Origin of the sequence: Sphingomonas sp. CCH15-F11 (genome assembly GCF_001557005.1) — a bacterium.
In the GTDB taxonomy this organism is placed as follows: domain Bacteria; phylum Pseudomonadota; class Alphaproteobacteria; order Sphingomonadales; family Sphingomonadaceae; genus Sphingomonas.
Genome location: NZ_LSKG01000038.1, coordinates 1 through 18,148, shown reverse-complemented (window position 1 = coordinate 18,148; position 18,148 = coordinate 1). Strand labels below are relative to the sequence as shown.

The following is an 18,148-nucleotide window of genomic DNA, read 5'->3' as shown; positions in this document are numbered from 1 at the left end:
GTCGCCGCCAGCCGGTAGTCCATGTCGGGCATGCCCGCGCTGCGCACCGCCCAGCCGAGCAGAGGGGCATAGAAGGCCTGCGCCGAGTCGGCGTCGGGCGTGATCAGTTCGTACCAGATGAAGTCGCCATGAAGGTTTGCCATCGCCTGTCTCCCGTTCAGCGATCGAGGATGGGGGTGAAGCCGCCGTAGATCATGCGCTTGCCGTCGAACGGGCGGTTTTCAGGATCGGGCTGCATCCGCGGATCGGCCATCACCTGTTCCCAGGCGGTGTCGCGATGCGCCTTCGACGGCCATTCGATCCAGGAATAGACGACGTTCTCGTCCGTGCCGGCCTGCACCGCCATGCGATAGTCGGTCACCTTGCCGTCGGGCACGTCGTCGCCCCAGGCTTCGACCACACGGTTGGCGCCGTATTCGATAAACACATCGGCGGCCTGACGTGCGAGATCCAGATAGGCATCGCGATTGGCGGTCGGCACGGCGACCAGGAACCCGTCGGTATAGCCGCCCTTGCTGTCGCCAAGGTCGAGCAGCGAGCTGAACCCGCCATAGATCATGCGCCGGCCGTCGAACGGCATCGACTTGCTCATGTCTTCCATGCGCGGATCGGCCATCATCTTCGCGCCGGCGGCATCGCGGGCGGCGCGGTCGGGATATTCGAACCAGCTAAAGATGATCTTTTCGTCCGGCTGCGCCTTTACGGCGCGACGAAAGTCGGTGTGGGTGCCATCGGGGACATCGTCTTCCCAACATTCGACCATCCGGGCGACGCCGGCATCGAGGATCATCGCTGACGCTTCTTGCGCGTGCGTGAGATACGCGTCCTTGTTTTCCGCAGGCACCGCCAGGACAAAGCCTTCCACATAGGTCATTTCACTCTCCCTCCACCTTCAGGGCCGTTCAGGCGGCCGCCGGTTCGCGAAAATCCGCCAGCTGGGCGGCCAGCGCCGCGGCAAATGCCGGGCGCGCGGCGCAGCGATCGCGATAGGCGACCAGATTGGGGTGCGTATCGACCAGCCCGGTGCCATTCAGGATGCGCAGCACGCTTGTCATCATCAAGTCGCCGGCGGTGAAGCGGTCCTCCAGATAGTCGCGCTGGCCCAGATGCGCGGCGAGCCGCATCAGGCGGCGCTCGACCATTTCGACGACTTGCGGGCGTCGCGCCGCAGTCCAGTCCTCGCCAGCGTGGAACAGGTCGATCGCGGTCAGCTGCTGGATCACCGGCTCGACGCTGTTCAGCGCGGCGATCAGCCAGCTCGTCGCCCGCGCTCTGCCGACGCGGTCGCGCGGCAGCAGCGCCTCGCACCCGTCGCCGAGATAGAGCAGGATCGCGCCTGTTTCGAACAGCACGACGTCGTCATCGCGGTAACATGGCACCTGGCCAAAGGGCTGATCGGCGAAATAGTCGGCGGGCCGCTCGCCGCGCGGCGACATCAGTCGCACCGAATAGGGGATGCCGGCCTCCTCCAATGCCCAGCGCACCCGCAGGTCGCGGACCTGGCCGCGCGCGAACGCGGGGACCCAGTCGAAGGCGGTGATCGAAACGCGGGCTTCAGGGTCGACGGGCATCATCATTCTCCGGCAGGGGGTGTCGTCTGGGTAACCCGGCTTGGCCGGCCTTTGGTCCCGAATGCGGGGGCGGTTCGGCCGCGACCGTCGTCAGGCGTGCCCGGGTTCGGCCGTCGTGCATTCACGCAGCGCGGCACGGTACGTTGCGGGCGGACGGCCTGTGGGCGAGCGGGAAGGGGTGGGTGGATCGGCAGCACCCGATCCCTCGGGTGCGGTCACGTGCCGGCCGACGCCAATCATTCGGTTCATCGCCATTCTCCCTCGACCGCGGTCCGGGCGAATCGGCCGCTTGAGCTTTGTGCGCGCACGCGTTACAAAAAGCAACTGTGAAGTCAGAAAAGATAACTCCAAGCGGATCGGGGGTGCACGGCCGGTGGTATGACGATGCCTGCGGTACCGCGCTGGGGCTTGAGCTGATCGGTGAGCGTTGGTCGCTTTTGATCCTGCGCGAGCTGATGTTCGGGCCGCGCCGTTTCAGCGAGCTGCGCGCCGGGCTGCCCGGCATCAGCGCCAATGTGCTGACCCAGCGGCTGGAGGGACTGGAGGCATTGGCCGTCGTGAAACGCCATCGCCTGCCGCCACCCGCGTCGGTCCAGGTCTATGAGCTTACCGAATGGGGGTATCAGGCCGAGGTCCTGGTGCAGGAGCTGGGGCGCTGGGCGGTGCGGTCGCCGCTCCACGATCCGACGCTGCCCATATCAGCCGCGTCGGTCATGATGTCGTTCCGCACGATGTTCGATGCCGCCCGCGCTGGCCGTACGCGCGCCACCCTGGGGTTTCGGATCGGCCCCGAATCGTTCGTCATCCGCATCGCCGACGGGAGGCTGGACAGCGGGCGCGGCGATCCCGATGGCGCTGATCTGGTCCTGACCGGCGATCCGGTGACGATTGCGTCGATCGTCTATGGCGGCCGTCCGGTCGACGATGCCGAAGCCGCAGGCCAGCTTTCCGTAGCGGGAGACCGCGACCTGCTCGCGCGTTTCATCACCTGGTTTCCGCTGCCCGCTAAGCATCGCTGACCAACGGCCCCGTTGCGGCTGCCGGATCGAGTGGCTACCTGCAGCCATAGCCCGGCATCAGACCGCCTATCAGGAAACTCCCATGTCGACCATTCCCAATACCCAGCCCGACAGCCGCGCCACCACGGTGCTCGACGCGCCCGACAAGATGGTGAAGGCGCGCGACCTGTTCGGCATCGACACCGACATGGAAGTGCCGGCGTTCAGCGAAGCGGACGAGCGCGTGCCCGACCTCGACCCCGCTTATGTGTTCGATCCCGACACGACGCTGGCGGTGCTGGCGGGCTTTGCCCACAACCGCCGCGTGATGATCCAGGGCTATCACGGAACCGGCAAGTCGTCGCACATCGAACAGGTCGCAGCGCGGTTGAACTGGCCGTGCATCCGCATCAACCTGGACGCGCATATCAGCCGCATCGACCTGATCGGTCGCGACGCGATCGTGCTCAAGGACGGCCAGCAGATCACCGAGTTCCGCGAGGGCCTGTTGCCCTGGGCGCTGCAGACCCCGACCGCGCTCGTCTTCGACGAATATGATGCCGGCCGGCCCGACGTGATGTTCGTGATCCAGCGCGTGCTGGAAACCGAGGGCAAGCTGACCCTGCTCGACCAGAATCGGGTGATCCGGCCCAATCCGTGGTTCCGCCTGTTCGCCACCGCCAATACGGTGGGCCTCGGCGACACCAGCGGGCTGTATCACGGCACGCAACAGATCAACCAGGGCCAGATGGACCGCTGGAACATCGTGGTCACGCTCAATTACCTGCCCGCCGCCACCGAAGCGCAGATCGTGCTCGCCAAGTCGGGCGAATATGACAAGCCCGGCGGCAAGGAGACGGTGGAGAACATGGTCCGCGTCGCCGATCTGACGCGTCGCGGCTTCATCAACGGCGACATCTCGACCGTGATGAGCCCGCGCACCGTCATCACCTGGGCGCAGAACACGCTCATCTTCGGCGACATCGGCTTCGCCTTCCGGCTGAGCTTCCTCAACAAGTGCGACGAGGCCGAGCGCGCGCTGGTGGCCGAATATTATCAGCGCGTGTTCGGCAAGGATTTGCCGGAGAGCGTGGTGGGGAAGGGTTGAGCGCGGAGCCTGACTGGACTAACTTAGTCCACTGAGTAAGAGGTGCCGTATGTCCGAAGCCGATCCGCACAAGATCTACAATGTGCACGACGCGAAGACGAACCTGTCGCGCTTGATCGATCGCGCCAATGCGGGCGAGGAAATCATCATCGCCAAGGCGGGCAAGCCCTATGCGCGGCTCATGCCGCTCGAGCCTGAGCGGCATCCGCCCCGTAAACCCGGTCGCTTCCGGCATCTGCTGAAGGATGTGCCCAGCGACATCTGGTTCGAGCCGACCTTTACCGACGAGGAGCTGGACGGGTTCGAACGCAAGCTCGGGGACGCGTGAGCGTTGCGGTTCCTCCTCGATACGCACGCGCTGATCTGGTGGTGGCTCGAAGATCCCATGTTGTCGTCGCGCGCGCGGGCACTGATCGAGTCGGGCGACGAAGACATTCTCGTCAGCGCGATTTCGGCCTACGAGATTGCATTGAAGGTTCAGGCCGGACAGTTGCGGTCGATGATCGACACGCTGGAGCAATTCGAGACGGCGACACAGGCGGACCGTTTCGTGCATCTTCCCCTTCGTTACGATCATGCCCGGCTGGCAGGTTTGCTGCCGGGGCGGCATCGTGATCCGTTTGATCGAATGATTGCGGCGCAGGGCCAGATCGAGGGGCTGACCGTCATCACCCGTGACCCGCAGATCGCGGCGCTCGGCTGCAAGGTGCTTTGGTAATGTCGCAGAAGACCCAGCTCGATGACTTCAAATCGGTGCTGACCGGCACTGCGCGGGCGATTGCGCGGGATGCGGAGGTGGAGCTGGCCTTCACCGCCGATGCGCCGAGCCAATCGGGGCGCAATCTGCGCGTGCCGATGCCGGCGCGGCAATTGCCCGCCGATCAGGTCGCCGAGGCGCGCGGGTTCGCAGACAGCTTTGCGCTCCGCCTTCGCCACCACGACGCCGCGCTTCATGCGCGCGGCGCGCCGAAGGAGGCCGTCGCGCGCGCGGTGTTCGACGCGGTGGAGACCGCGCGGGTCGAGGCGCTGGGATCGCGCGGCTATGCGGGCGTTTCGGAAAATCTCGACCAGGCGCTGGCCATGCGGCTTAAATCGGACCCGATCGCCCGCGCGCGCAGCCGCGACGAGGTGCCGCTGTCGACCGCGATCGGGCTGAAGGTCCGCCATCGGCTGACCGGCAAGCTGCCGCCCATCGCCGCGGTGCCTGGCATGGCGCTGGTCGACGAGTGGATCGAGGGCAAGGGCGCGGCGGACCTGGATGCGCTGGCGCTGGCGATCGACGATCAGGCGATGTTCGCCAAGCTGATCGGGCAATTGCTTGAAGACCTGGAGCTGACCGAGGGCGAGTTGAAGCCCGACGATAGCGAGGACGAGGGCGACGACCAGGAGGGCGGCGAGGAAGGCGACGACACCGACGAGGCCGAACAGGACCAGGACTCGGGCGCCGAGGGGCAGGGGGAGTTCGAGCAGCGCCCCGAACAGCAATCGGGCGAGCAGCAGGACGGCGAAACCGCCGAGCAGCAACAAGACGGCATGGACGATGCCGAGGGCGAGCCGGGGGACGAAGGCGAAGAGGGGATGATGCCGGTGCGGCCCAACCGGCCGTGGTCCGACCTGCCGCCGCAATTCGAATACCGGCCCTTCACCACCCGTTTCGACGAAGTCGTCGCCGCGACCGAGCTGTGCGACGAGGAGGAGCTGAGCCGGCTGCGCGCCTATCTCGACCAGCAGCTCGTCCATCTGCAGGGCGCGGTGACCAAGCTCGCCAACCGGCTGCAGCGCCGCCTGATGGCGCAGCAGAACCGCAGCTGGGACTTCGACCAAGACGAAGGGCTGCTCGACGCGGCGCGGCTGGCGCGGGTGGTGGTCAACCCGATGCAGTCGCTGAGCTACAAGATCGAGCGCGATACCGAGTTCAAGGATACGGTCGTCACGCTGCTGATCGACAATTCCGGGTCGATGCGCGGGCGGCCGATCAGCATCGCCGCGATCAGCGCCGATATCCTGGCGCGCACGCTGGAGCGGGTGGGGGTCAAGACCGAGATTCTGGGCTTCACCACCCGCGCGTGGAAGGGCGGGCAGGCGCGCGAGGCATGGCTGGCGGCCGGACGTCCGCCACAGCCGGGGCGGCTGAACGACATTCGCCACATCGTCTACAAGCAGGCCGACGAGCCGTGGCGGCGCGCCAAGAAGTCGCTCGGGCTGATGATGCGCGAGGGGCTGCTCAAGGAAAATATCGATGGCGAGGCGCTGCTCTGGGCGCACGCCCGCCTGATCGCCCGGGCGGAGGATCGCAAGATCCTGATGGTGATTTCGGACGGTGCGCCGGTCGACGACAGCACGCTGTCGGTCAATTCGGGCAGCTATCTGGAACGCCATCTGCGCCAGGTGATCGGCTGGATCGAAGGGCGCTCGCCCGTGGAGCTGGTGGCGATCGGAATTGGCCATGACGTGACCCGCTGGTATTCCAAAGCGGTGACAATCATGGATGCCGAACAACTAGCGGGTACGATGGTCGAACAGCTCGCCAGCCTGTTCGATACCGATTGATCGCGTGACCGGCGCGATCCAGCCGCCGCCTGGCGGGTTTCGTCCCGCGGTCAAGCGATCGGTCACCATTGCCGGGCATGAAACGTCGATCGCGCTCGAACCCTTGTTCTGGGACGCGCTGGAACACGCCGCCGCCGTGCGCGCGCTGCCGCTCAATGCACTGATCGCTGAAATCGATGCGCTGCGTATTCAGGCGAATGATCCGCCCAACCTGGCGAGCGCGATCCGCAGCTGGCTGCATGGGCATTCAGCGGCGCTGTCGGCTCGATAGTCCCAACCATCCGGCGCGCGCTTCACACGATCTATCTGCTGGCTTTCTCGATATTGCGATTATCGTAGCGACCACTACAGCGCGTTAACGACCGGCGTGGCATCGCTTCGCAAATATGGGAGTCGGGGAGTAGATCGATGCCAGGATTGGTGGCCATCGTGGCCGTGCGTTCGCGACGGTGGGCTGCGATCGCGACGCTGGGCGCGTTGAGCGCATGCGGCGGAGGAGGCGGCGGCGGCGGTGAAGGCACAAGTGCCGGCGGCGTTGCGGTTGCCCCGGCGCCAACCCCCAGCCCTACGCCAACGCCCGCGGCAACCGGCCAAAGCCCAAGTCAGATCGGGCAGTGGCGCGAACTGATCCTGAATACCGATGGCAGCATCAACTGGACCGAATATGGCCGGGTTGCCGCCAATTACCACACGGCGGAAATGGTGCGATACCGGCTGGGGCCGAGCGCGGTCGACTATGGCGAGGCCGAGCCCGCCAACACGATCTACCAGCCCGAGCCGAACGGTTTGTGGAAGGGCGGGCTGAACCGCACGCTCGCGGATCGCTTCTGCCAGACGTCGGACCGGCTGATCCAAAGCGATGCGCCGGACGGTTATGGCAACGGCTTTGGCGGCGGTGGCGGCTGGATCATGTCGGGCCAGATGCTGTTTTCACCCGATACCGACGCGCCCGCGAACCTGCGCGCCGGCGTCGCCAACGCCCGTGCCTTTAACGGTGCCCGTGCCGCACGCGCCAGCGACGGTTCGACCCAGGCGCTGTGCATGCGCATGAACGCATCCTGGTATGGCGACTGGTGGAACCGCAACAACGTCTCCACGCCAACGACGCCCGCGGTTGCGCGGTTGCGGGAGCAGGACCCTACGCTGCCCCTGCCCGCTATCGCCGCGACGCGGGGCGAGATTCAGACATCGATCACCGGCTTCCTGGCGTTCCAGAACGGGGTGATCGCCGCCGCCGGCACCGGCAACGACCAGTATTGCAATGGTTTTGCGACCGGCACGCCCTGCGAAACCGCGATCCGTCTGCCGGCCGGAAAGGTGCCGACCGCACTTGCCCTGTCCGCGATGAATGAGTTTCTGCTGGTGACCGTGTGGGACGCCGCCGCGCGCAAGGGTCAGTTGGGCGTCATCGCCGTAGGCGCGGACGATCCCGCCAATATCGGCAACACCGACACTGGCCGTCATGGCTGGGGCGTGCAAAGCTGGCCGGGTGTGCGTGGGCTGAAGCTGCTCGGCTTTGTCGACTTGCCGATGGCGGCACCCAACACGGTGGCCATGGCGCTTTCAACCGGCACAATGAAGTTTCGCGGCTTCGAGGATTGGCGCGGCCGGGGCCTGAATACCCAGGCGGAGCGCGATCGCTGGTTCGCGCGCAGCAACCTCGCGTTCGACGCGTTTATTCCCCAGACCGAATATTGGAAGCTGCTGGCGTCGGCGGGCTATGCGGTCGTTGGCTCACGTGCGGAGAATAAGGTGGCGATCGTCGACCTGCGCCCGCTGCTGCGCTTCTATCGCGACCAGTATCTGACGACCCAGGCACGTTGGAACGAGACCGCTAACTCCAATCAGGGCGCGCGCGACGACCAATGGCCCTATGGCTTTGCGACCCGGCCGGAACAGCGGCCGGTGGTGCTGGGCACGCTGGACGTGGCACAGCCCACCGCGGTCTACGCGCGACAGATCCGCACAGGTACCAACACCTTGTCCGGCTGGGACCGGCTCAGCTGGAATTATCTGTCGACACTGGTGACCATCGCGTCGATGGACGGGACGGTGCGACAATACGACGTCGCGTCGCTGATCGATCCGGCGCGGGCGTCGCAGATGCCGACGATGGCGGTGCGCGAATGGCGAGTAGGCCGTAACCCGGTCCAGGTCACGACGCCGATTGCCGGCGCCGTCCGAACCGACGATCTTTATATCGTCAGTCGTGGCACGCGCGAAATCGGCGTCTATAGCTATCGGGGCGATCGTTATGCGGTGCTGCGCGACCGGCGGTTGAAAGACCCGGTGTTCCTGACGATCGCCGGCAACCAGGCCGGGTTCGGCGGTGCCGGCCGCGACCTCGCGCTCGGCTCCCAGGGCATGACCGTCCTCGATTACGAGGGCAAGACGGTGCACGTCTACGGCATCTGGATCGACAACTATCCCGCGCGCTATCAGCCGGGCCGGCTCGACAGCTGGGTGGTCGAGCAATGGCCGCATGACGGCCCCGACGATCGTACCCGCCAGCCCTTCCAATATGGCTCGGGCCGTACGCTGCAGGGCAAGCCGTTCGCGCTGAGCATCGACGAAGTAATCTAAGCCGAGAACCGGGCGCGCGGCGGCTTTAGCCGCCGCGCCCCAGCAGCACGCGGGCCTGGCCCGCGATCTGGGCGAGCATCGCGGCGCCCGGCACCTGGGTACGACGCGCGCGGGCGATGAGCGCGACGAACTGGTCGATGCGCGGCTGGTTCGCCGTGACCCAGGCCTCGACCGCTGCCTGCGGGTCGCCGCCGGCATTGCGCGCCAGCCAGTCGAGCCGCAGCTGCTGGAAATCGCGCGCCAGTCCCGCAATCAACAGCCGTTCCCACGGATCGCCGGTGTTGATCCGCGCCGCCGTCGCCTGGGCCCAGTCGAGACCAAGCGCGTTGCCCAGTCCAGTGAAGGCGCGGGTCAGGACCGCTTCGTCCAGACCCGAACGCTCGCCGAGGTCGGCAAGACCGACCGCGCCGTCGAGTTCGAAGATCCGCACCACCTTGCGCACCAGATCAGCCGGCGCGCCGGTTTCCTGAAGGCGCTGCGCGATGCGGTCGCTTTGCAGCTGCGCTTCGGTCAGCAGCAGCTCGCGCGTGCGCCGGTCGAGATTGGCGATGCCGGGTTCGAGGCGCGCAATGACTGCGCCCGGCCCCGTGCCCGGCGGGCAAACGCGCAACAGGTCCGCCATCTGCGACCGCATTGCGACCGCGGCTTCGTCGAACAGGGCAAGGCGCGCGGCCTCGCTGATCGATGCCGTCTCGATCTCGCGCCACAATTCGGGCAGCCCGAACAGGCGTTCGGCGACGACGAACATCGCCGCGATGTCGCCCAGCGACGCGCCTTCCTCCTCGGCAAGCTCGAACGGGTGAAGTACCCCCAGCCGATTGATGATCCGGTTGGCAAGCTTGGTCGCGACGATTTCGCCGCGCAGCCTGTGCGCCTCGATCGCCGGACCGAAGCGTTCGCGCATCGCGGGCGGGAAGGCGGCATGAAGGTCGCCCAGCAACTCGGGATCGCTGCCGAGCGCCTGGGTTTCGATCGCGTCCTGCAGCGCCAGCTTTGCGGTGGCGAGCAGCACGGCCAGTTCCGGCCGGGTCAGCCCCTTGCCCTCCTGCGCGCGGCGCAACAGCTCCTCGTTGGTGCCCAGTCCCTCGACCGCGCGGTCGAGCCGTCCGCCGGCTTCGAGGATTTCGATGACGCGGACATAGCTGGGCAGCGCGACCGGGCCGTCGCCCTCCATGAAGGACAGGGCCAGCGTCTGCAGCCGGTTATCCTCGAGCACCAGATGCGCGACATCGTCGGTCATCGACGCGAGCAGCACGTTGCGGTCCTCGAACGCCAGCCGCCCCTCGATCATCTCGCGGTTGAGCGCGATCTTGATGTTGACCTCGTTGTCCGAACAATCGACGCCGGCGGCATTGTCGATGAAATCGGTGTTGATGCGGCCCCCGCGGGCGGCAAAGGCGATGCGCGCGGCCTGGGTCACGCCCAGATTGGCGCCTTCGCCGATCACGTTCGCGCGCATCGCCTCCGCATTGACGCGCAGCCGGTCGTTGGCGGGATCGCCGACGTCCGAATTGCTCTCTGCGGCAGCCTTCACATAGGTGCCGATGCCGCCGAACCAGATCAGGTCGACCGGTGCGGTCAGGATCGCGGAAATGAGCGCGGCGGGTTCGAGCGCCTCGGCCTCGATGCCCAGCGCCGCGCGCACCTCCGGGCTGAGCGCGATGCTCTTTTCACTCCGCGCGAAGATGCCGCCGCCCTTGGAGATCAGCGACGCATCATAGTCCGCCCAGCTCGACCGCGGCAGCGCGAACAGGCGCGAACGCTCGGCCCAGCTTGTCGCCGGATCGGGATCGGGATCGAGGAAGATATGGCGGTGGTCGAACGCGGCGACCAGCTTGATCGCCCGGCTCAGCAACATGCCGTTGCCGAACACGTCGCCCGACATGTCGCCGCACCCGGCGACGCGCACCGGCTGGGTCTGGACGTCGATGCCGGATTCGAGGAAGTGGCGCTGGACGGAAATCCACGCGCCCTTGGCGGTGATGCCCATCGCCTTGTGGTCATAGCCGACCGATCCGCCGCTGGCGAAGGCGTCGCCCAGCCAGAAGTCGCGCTCGATCGCGAGCGCGTTGGCGACGTCGCTGAACGTCGCGGTGCCCTTGTCCGCGGCGACGACGAAATACGGGTCCTCGCCGTCATGGACGACGATGCCGGCCGGATGGACGACGTTGCCGCCGACGATGTTGTCGGTGACCGACAGCAGCGAGCGGATGAAGATGCGGTAGCTCTCCGTCCCCTCGGCCAGCCAGGCGTCGCGGTCGGTGGCGGGGGAGGGGAGCAGCTTGGGGTAGAAGCCGCCCTTGGCGCCCGTCGGCACGATGACCGCGTTCTTGACCCGCTGCGCCTTCATCAGGCCCAGGATCTCGGTGCGGAAATCGTCGCGCCGGTCGGACCAGCGCAGGCCGCCGCGCGCCACCGGTCCCGCGCGCAGGTGAATGCCCTCGATCCGCGGCGAATAGACCCAGATCTCGCGCCACGGCAGCGGCTGGGGCAGGCCCGGCACCCGCGCGCTGTCGAGCTTGAACGCCAATGCTTCCTCGGCCGCAGGGGCGAAGGCATTGGTGCGCAGCATCGCGTCGATCACGCCGCGGAAGGCGCGAATGATGCGGTCATCGTCGATCGCGGAAACCTTGGTCAGCCCATGCGCGATGGCTTCGTCGGCGGCGGTTGCGGCAGCGTCATCGCGTGCGGCGGGATTGTGCCGAGCGTTGAACCGCGCGATCAACGCCTGGGCGATGTGCGGCGCGCGGCGCAGCGCATCGACGACGGTAACCAGGCCATAGCTCATCCCGGTCTGGCGCAGGTATCGGAACCAGGCGCGGAACAGCACCGCCGACTGCGGGGCCATGCCGGTTTCGACCACCAGCCGGTTGAAACCGTCATTTTCCGCCCGCCCTTCCAGCACGGCGGCGATGGCGCGCTCCACCACGCCGACGTCGAAGGGCAATGCGCGCGAATCGTGCGCACCGGTCAGCTCGACCAGGAAGTCGTGGACGAAGGCGCCCGAATCGCCAGCAAGCCGGGTCGGGACTTCCTCGATCACGCGGAAGCCGAAATTCTCGAACACCGGCACCGCGTCGGACAGCGCCAGCGCGCCGCCGATGCAATAGACCTTGATGCGCAGTGGCCCGCCGGCCGCGTCGTCGCCCGGGATGATCCGGACCGATCGGTCTTCCGCGCTCTGAAGTGCGGCGAAGCGCAGGATGTCCTGCGCCGCGTCCTCGGGCGTGTGGACGTTGCGGTAATTGGCGGGGAAGCAGTTGGCGAAGCGCAGCGCCAGCCGGGTCGCGCGCGTCCCGACCAGTTCCTCGAGCGCCGCGCTCACCGCCGGCCGCCAGCCGCGTACCATCCGGCGGATGCGTGCATCGAGCGCAACCGCGTCGGGCATCCGCCCCTCGCCGCGCAAATCGAGCGTATAGCGGATCAGCGCCGCGACCCCGTCGTCGAGGTTGATCGTCCAGTTGAGCACATGCGCATTGGCGGCACTCGCCAGCATGTCGCCGATCGCCACCCGCCGGGCGGTGGTCAGCTCGTCGCGCGGCAGCCAGACAAAGGCGAACAGGTGGCGCCCCAGCGTGCTGCGCACCAGCGCGAGCTTCGACCGCGGGCGATCGGCGATCGACATCGCGGTCAGCGTGACGTCCTCGAGCGCCTCGGGCGAGAAGGCGGTGGTCAGGTCGTGGGGCAGCGCGCTCAGCATGTGCGCCATCGCCTTGCCAGTGTGACCGCGCGGATCGAAACCGAACTTCTGTTGCAGCCGTTCCAGATGCCGGCGCAGAAGCGGTACATCCTCCGGATCGGCATTGAGCGCGGCGCTCGTCCAGAGCCCGGCATGGATCGACAGGCCCTCGACCGCGCCGTCGCGCAGCACCGGCAGCAGCACCAGGTCGAGCGGCGCGCGGCGATGCACGGGCGAGATGCAGTTGGACTTGAGCAGCAGGGGCACGCGCCCGCCCTCCGCAAACCATTCGCGCGCCAGCTGGCGCGACGGCTCGGCCAGGATCGGCACGTCGAGCTCGCCGCGCGCCAGGCCGAGCTGGCCCGACGCCGTGCCGTCCGGATGCCAGCGTTCGTGCGCCAGCAGCGTGAAGTTGCGATCGAGAAACCAGTGGAGCAGCGCGGCGGCCTCACGGTCGCGCAACGCGCTTGCATCGTGCAGCATCGCCGCCTGCAATGCCGGCCAGTCGCCGACCGCGTGGCGAACATGGCCGAGCACGCGCGCGATATCGTCGTGGAGCTGACGGCGGACGCGGGATTCGGCGCGCTCCATCTCGATATAGATCATCGATTCCGGGGCACCGCCGCTGTCGATCGCGACCAGCCGTCCGTCGGCATCGCGCCGCACCGGCAGCACGGGGTGGATGATCCGGTCGACCGCGATGTCGTGCGCGCCGATTGCGGCAGCGATCGAATCGACCAGGAACGGCATGTCGTCATTGACGACGGCAAGGCGCATCCGGGCCGGCCCGTCGCTGCGCAACGGTTCGATGACGATCCCCGATCCGCCGGGTGGGCGGGATTGCGCGGCCAGCACCATGAAGGCGGCGGCCTCCCGTCGTGCATCCGGGTCAAACCCCTCCAGCTCGCCCGGCAATGCTCCCTCGATCAGCCGGGCGGCAAGCTCGGTGACCAGCGTCGCGTCGATCGTCGTCGTCATGTGCGCGGCTATGCGCCCGCCCCGCGCGCGGCTCAAGCCTTAGTCGCGGCGAATGCGCGGCCTTGCTGCGTTATTCCGCAAGATGGCGGACGGCCTGGCGCGTCAGCTTTTCATCGGCATCGACGCGCCCGACCACATCCAGCGCGCCCGCATCGTTGGCGCGGGCGAGCAACAGCACGAATTCCGCGCCGTCGGCGGCGATCGGCACGCTGGCGATTGTCGGGCGAGCGCGCAGCGCGGTCATCAGCTCGGCCTCCGCGGCGGCACGCGGGGCGGGGCGGCGGTACACGCGCTCGGCCTGCACCATCGCCTTCATGCCCCCCGGCATCGCCTCGATCGCGGCGACCAGCTGGCCGGCGGCCAGCCCGGTACGCCGGGCATAGGCGAGGACGGCGGCGAATTCGGTGACGCGCGCCTTGTCGTAATCGCCGCCGAAGACCAGCTTGACCACCGCGGTCATGGGCGCGCGCGCCTGGACGGTGATGCCGGCGTCGGCGAGCAGCTCGGCATAATCCTCCGGGCTGTCCAGCGTGGCGAGCGCGAAATCATGCGCACGGCCGAGCGCGCGGTACAGCGCGGCACGCGACCGGGTATCGGCGACGCGCGCCAGCTCCGCGGTCTCGCGCGCCAGCACCAGCTGGTCGGCCAACCCGGCGACCTCGAACGGGGCCTCGAGTTCCGCGCCGAGCAGCAGCGCGTCGTCCTCATCCGCGTCCGCATCTTCGCCCAGCCCGGCGCCCGGACCGTCGGCCCAGATCGGCGCGGACATGTTCGAGCGCGGCCCGGACTGGCGGACGGCATCGAGCGCGGCGTGGATCACCGCCTGCGCCGCGTCGTCCAGCACTTCTTTCCAGTTGATGACGCCATAGATGAAATCGATCGCCTCGCCCGTCGACGAGAAGGGCATCAGGATGCCGCGATAAAAGGTGTTGTAGCCGCGCTGGCTAACAAATTCGGCTTCGAAGCCGATCGGCGCGCGATTCGCGATGATCTGGAGATAATGGTCGGTCAGCCGCGACAGGAGCGAGCGGCTGGGCACGTCGGCGATGCGCTGAAGGTCGCCGGTGATGCCGCACTCCTCGCGCAGCAGCGAACCCAGGAACTGGATGGTCGGATCGTCAAGGCCGTGGCTGAAATCGATCAGCACGCTGTTCGGGCCGAAATCCGCTATATTCTCGGGCTCGAGATCGCTGATCAGCGGGAAGGGGCGCCCATTCAGCAGCGACACCCAGTGATTATAGGCGCGGACATGCATCCGCCGCTCGTCGCTGCCGATGTCGACGGGACTGTCCTGACCATGATCGTCCAGCAGCTCGTCCTGGCCGTGTTCGATTGGGTCGTCGAGTCCGCGAACGGTATCCATTGAAGGCTCCCCTGGGGCGACGACGCGCCGCCGTCGCCGCTCTTTTGCACGCTGCGTGGTAAACGTTGCGTAAAGGGCTTCGCGCTAAAGCAGGGGCGCGAGGCGATGCTTGTCAGGCCGCCCATGGCCTGATATGCGCCGCGTCCCGACGGGGTCCACGCCCCGCCGCCGCCTTAGCTCAGTTGGTAGAGCATCGCATTCGTAATGCGGGGGTCACAGGTTCGAGTCCTGTAGGCGGCACCACGCTCCTGAAATCACGCCCCGCAGAGGGTGCAAGGCTGGGCATTGGGCCGGCTCAGGGTGAACGATGTCGGGCGTTTTCGGTTGACTTGTTGGAAAGTGTTGCTGGTATGTTCTCGCCGCGGTAAGCAGCGAGGGCCGGCATGATCCAGATATCCGATCGTGAGCCGCGAAGCGCTTTTTCCATCTGGCTGCGCACGGGCAGATTGCACCGGATTTCGACCACCGACGGTATCGAACACAAATTCAACCCCTGGCACGATCCGTTAGATGGGCGTTTCACCTTTGTGGGCTCTGGGCGCCATTATGGTCCAGGCGGGGCGGGGTTGAGCAGTCGCGCCAACGCCCGTAACCCCGGGTCTATCGATCGCCAGAAGCCCCGCCAGCCTCGGATAGCAGTCCGCCCGAGCACAACAGCGTTGCCCGCTGTGCAAGCGGAGCAGCCCGGCGGGAACCCGCCTTCTCCCGCGGCGGTCCAGCCACAGTCGAAGCCCACCGTCTCGCAGCGTCGCCAGCATGATGGATACAGCGATAGCCGCCGAAGAAACGCCGGCCAAGGTTCAAATCTCACGTGCGGCGGGGGCGATCGCCAATGCTTCCCCGCGTGATATCGGCCGTGCCGCGGGAACAACCGCAGCCAACTTGGCGCTGGCAGTTGCGCCGGGCGCGGCGCTCGCCCGATTTTCACATATGCGTCGCCTCCAGATGGCAAGGCCTTCTCCAGGCCCTTTTCCCCCGCCGGAGATCAAGTGGGTCAGAGAAAATCTAGGTCGCGACACCCCAGCAAAGCGGTACAACGACGCTGCGTCGGGTGCCCGGCCCGGCCAAGCGCCGACACTGACGCGGATATTGCAAGACGGCTCGAAACGGCCCGTCAAGTTCGATGGTTTCCGTGGCGAATATGTCATCGATCGGAAGTTAAAAGTGGTCGATGCACCACATGCGCGCGATCAGCAGCTGCGGCAGTCTGACGTATTGGCACAGCATCGCCTTATTGGGATATGGGAAGTTCCGACATCCACCCAGAAGATCAAGGCACTAAAGTTGTTCAAGAGAATGAACGTAACCAATATACGTGTGAGGGTTGTCAAGCCATGATCGGTGAGCAAGTTGCGCGTATTGTCGCCGATTTTGTTATATTCCTATCGCTCACTGATGAAGACGAGCTAAATCTTGATACATCTGTTGAGATGATGGAAAATCTCGCCGCACGACTCGACGAGATGGATAAGGGATTTCTTCGAGAATTAGTTGACGCTTTTGCAGTTATCGCTGAAGAATATAGCGGCGAAGCCAAAGAGGTCGTGCGAAACATCGCGCATAGTTTCTATCTCGAAGAGGCGTTGGCAGCAGACGATCCTGTCAGGCTGGCCGAGTTGGAGGCCTTGCGCGAAGCGCGAAACTGAACACCGGCAATGCCAGCGGGCGTTGGGAGTGAAGCACAAACTAATGGCCGGCGTCATCCTTATGGCCGCGACTGACGGAAATTCTCGGGTAATTTGAGTGCCCAGCTTTGTCCTCCATGGGGCATTATCGCTTCCGCTGAGCATCGAAGAGTGGCACAGGCGACCATGTGCGTTGCCGGGCACCTTTCTGCGTGTCGCGGCAACCTGACCAACGACGGCGGCACGACCTACAATTACGACGTCGAGAACCGGCTGATCAGCGCGAGCGGTGCGCGGACCGCGTCGCTGACCTGGGACCCGCTGGGGCGGCTGGTCCAGGTGAGCGGCGGATGGGGTGCGATCCGATCCCTGTATGACGGCGGCGACTTCGCGGCCGAGTATGACCGTACAGGTTCGGCTCCGCCGTCGGACCTTCGTGAGATGCGATGCCATGCCATAAAGATTTGCTGTCAGCCTGATTTCTATGGTCACCCCGCGCCGTCGAAACCCGTTTGCCCGAAGCATTCAAAACGGGCGGGATTTGATTTGAATTTGCACGACCGATCTGTTTGCCTTCCCGGGTATTTCATTTGGCTGGGGGGAGCTGCCCATGTGTGCGCCGTGGAAGGACTCGGATGAAGAGTTTCTGCGTTACATGATGGAGCGCGCCCTGCGGCGTCGTGCGCGTGATGAGGAACTCTTGCGGAACCGGGACATGGCGGGCCGCTTCGGCGTCAGACGGATGTCCGACCTCTGCTACGCCATCAACCTGACCGGAGACGAGGATTTCGTCGGATATTCGGGCCTGTCCGGCGGCTTGACCGGGGCATCATACAGGGGTGCTCGTTATCGAGAGCTCGATGACGGGTCACGCCGACGCATCGACAATTTCGCGGAGGCGATCGGAAGCTCCTACGATCAGGTGTTCAGCTCCAACAATGTCGAAAATCGCCCGATCTGTAATTGTGCAGAGGCCAGGGCCCTGCAACTGGCCCAGGAATGCAACGTCCCGGTACACGAGCTGTTTTTCATCACCTTCTATCCGGATGGAAACAGGCCCAAGAACCCCTGCCGGAACTGCCTGACCTGGCTCGCCAAGGCGAGCGGTTATTGGAGTGACGGTCGACCGACTTGCAACGGCCGCAAGCGCGACCCCGATGATGACGGAAATCGCCGTCGTCTTCCGGGAACTGCCAGTGGTCTGATGGGCGAGGCGCATTAGACCGCACGGTCGATCTCCACAGCTGAGGCGTCATGTCGAGGCCTCATTTGCAACGCGCGCCGAAAACCAGGCGAAACGCAATCGCGCTTTCAACGGTCAGCGCGTCGCCAAGCTCACCAGTCGCCGAGCGAGGTGAGGAAGCGCGCCATCTTGAGCGCCCCCTCTTGCGTGAGGGAAACGTAGCTCGAGCGTCGGTCGGTCAGGGACGGCTCCCGCTTGACGAGCCCCGTTTCGACCAGTTCTCCGATCCATCGCAGCGCGGTCGAGGCGGGCGCCGCCGACGCGATGCAGCAACTCGTCGTTGAAATCCGCTCCCGATTTGCGAACGCGATGAAAAGATCGAGCAGGATGTCCCAGCCGGGTTCGCCGAAGAGGTCCTGGTCGAAATGTTTCGATCGAATCCGGCGCATCTCGTAGATGTGTGGACCGGCGTGCAAAAGGGACCCCGTTAGCGGGGTGATCGGCGTCTAA

The 18,148-nt window shown here is 66.0% G+C and carries 16 protein-coding genes and 1 tRNA gene; 12 read left to right on the top strand and 5 right to left on the bottom strand.

Features of this window, described 5'->3' with window-relative positions; all coding sequences use genetic code 11:
• Positions 1 to 157: 157 nt before the first annotated feature.
• Entirely contained in the window at positions 158 to 874 is a 717-nt protein-coding gene (locus AX709_RS19540; protein ID WP_066547160.1) for a DUF1428 domain-containing protein, read from the bottom strand.
• A 28-nt stretch (positions 875 to 902) separates the two neighbouring features.
• On the bottom strand, positions 903 to 1,571 hold the full coding sequence (locus AX709_RS04225; RefSeq protein WP_066547157.1) for a glutathione S-transferase family protein: 669 nt from the start codon (positions 1,569 to 1,571) through the stop codon (positions 903 to 905).
• Positions 1,572 to 1,933: 362 nt separating this feature from the next.
• Between AX709_RS04225 and AX709_RS04220 the strand changes: the two genes are divergently transcribed.
• The 7 genes from AX709_RS04220 to AX709_RS04190 all read left to right on the top strand — a co-directional run bounded on the left by AX709_RS04220 (position 1,934) and on the right by AX709_RS04190 (position 8,810).
• Positions 1,934 to 2,590, top strand: coding sequence for a winged helix-turn-helix transcriptional regulator (locus AX709_RS04220; RefSeq protein ID WP_231727410.1), 657 nt, complete (start codon positions 1,934 to 1,936; stop codon positions 2,588 to 2,590).
• An 82-nt stretch (positions 2,591 to 2,672) separates the two neighbouring features.
• Positions 2,673 to 3,677: a cobaltochelatase subunit CobS gene (cobS, locus tag AX709_RS04215; RefSeq protein WP_066478799.1), complete on the top strand. Its 1,005-nt coding sequence runs from the start codon at positions 2,673 to 2,675 to the stop codon at positions 3,675 to 3,677.
• A 49-nt stretch (positions 3,678 to 3,726) separates the two neighbouring features.
• Positions 3,727 to 4,005, top strand: coding sequence for a type II toxin-antitoxin system Phd/YefM family antitoxin (locus AX709_RS04210; RefSeq protein WP_066478793.1), 279 nt, complete (start codon positions 3,727 to 3,729; stop codon positions 4,003 to 4,005).
• A gap of 3 nt (positions 4,006 to 4,008) precedes the next feature.
• Positions 4,009 to 4,395, top strand: a complete 387-nt coding sequence (locus AX709_RS04205) for a type II toxin-antitoxin system VapC family toxin (protein WP_066547150.1) — start codon at positions 4,009 to 4,011, stop codon at positions 4,393 to 4,395.
• Positions 4,395 to 6,227, top strand: coding sequence for a cobaltochelatase subunit CobT (gene cobT / locus AX709_RS04200; protein WP_066478788.1), 1,833 nt, complete (start codon positions 4,395 to 4,397; stop codon positions 6,225 to 6,227). Before AX709_RS04205 ends, cobT begins: the two co-directional genes overlap by 1 nt.
• A gap of 4 nt (positions 6,228 to 6,231) precedes the next feature.
• Positions 6,232 to 6,498 (top strand): ribbon-helix-helix domain-containing protein, encoded by a 267-nt coding sequence (locus AX709_RS04195; RefSeq protein ID WP_197417205.1) that lies wholly within the window; start codon positions 6,232 to 6,234, stop codon positions 6,496 to 6,498.
• 137 nt (positions 6,499 to 6,635) lie between these two features.
• Complete coding sequence (locus AX709_RS04190) at positions 6,636 to 8,810, top strand: hypothetical protein (protein WP_156454149.1); 2,175 nt, start codon at positions 6,636 to 6,638, stop codon at positions 8,808 to 8,810.
• 25 nt (positions 8,811 to 8,835) lie between these two features.
• Here AX709_RS04190 and AX709_RS04185 read toward each other — a convergent pair whose 3' ends face one another.
• Positions 8,836 to 13,467, bottom strand: a complete 4,632-nt coding sequence (locus AX709_RS04185; protein ID WP_066547138.1) for an NAD-glutamate dehydrogenase — start codon at positions 13,465 to 13,467, stop codon at positions 8,836 to 8,838.
• A gap of 70 nt (positions 13,468 to 13,537) precedes the next feature.
• Positions 13,538 to 14,830 (bottom strand): PAS domain-containing protein, encoded by a 1,293-nt coding sequence (locus AX709_RS04180; RefSeq protein WP_066547128.1) that lies wholly within the window; start codon positions 14,828 to 14,830, stop codon positions 13,538 to 13,540.
• A gap of 167 nt (positions 14,831 to 14,997) precedes the next feature.
• Between AX709_RS04180 and AX709_RS04175 the strand changes: the two genes are divergently transcribed.
• From AX709_RS04175 to AX709_RS04165, 5 genes are all read left to right on the top strand, one after another.
• A tRNA-Thr gene (locus tag AX709_RS04175) sits at positions 14,998 to 15,073 on the top strand.
• A gap of 513 nt (positions 15,074 to 15,586) precedes the next feature.
• Positions 15,587 to 16,168 carry a hypothetical protein gene (locus tag AX709_RS18510; RefSeq protein WP_156454148.1) on the top strand — a complete coding sequence of 194 codons (582 nt, stop codon included), beginning with the start codon at positions 15,587 to 15,589 and terminating at the stop codon, positions 16,166 to 16,168.
• Positions 16,165 to 16,476, top strand: a complete 312-nt coding sequence (locus AX709_RS04170) for a hypothetical protein (protein ID WP_066547125.1) — start codon at positions 16,165 to 16,167, stop codon at positions 16,474 to 16,476. Before AX709_RS18510 ends, AX709_RS04170 begins: the two co-directional genes overlap by 4 nt.
• Before the next feature lie 150 nt (positions 16,477 to 16,626).
• Positions 16,627 to 17,094 (top strand): hypothetical protein, encoded by a 468-nt coding sequence (locus AX709_RS18505; RefSeq protein WP_156454147.1) that lies wholly within the window; start codon positions 16,627 to 16,629, stop codon positions 17,092 to 17,094.
• Complete coding sequence (locus AX709_RS04165; protein ID WP_066478769.1) at positions 17,066 to 17,677, top strand: hypothetical protein; 612 nt, start codon at positions 17,066 to 17,068, stop codon at positions 17,675 to 17,677. The genes AX709_RS18505 and AX709_RS04165 overlap by 29 nt, the downstream gene beginning before the upstream one ends.
• A gap of 113 nt (positions 17,678 to 17,790) precedes the next feature.
• On the opposite strand, the gene AX709_RS04160 is transcribed toward AX709_RS04165, so the two are convergent.
• Positions 17,791 to 18,087, bottom strand: a complete 297-nt coding sequence (locus AX709_RS04160; protein WP_066547122.1) for a winged helix DNA-binding protein — start codon at positions 18,085 to 18,087, stop codon at positions 17,791 to 17,793.
• Between the last annotated feature and the right edge of the window lie 61 nt (positions 18,088 to 18,148).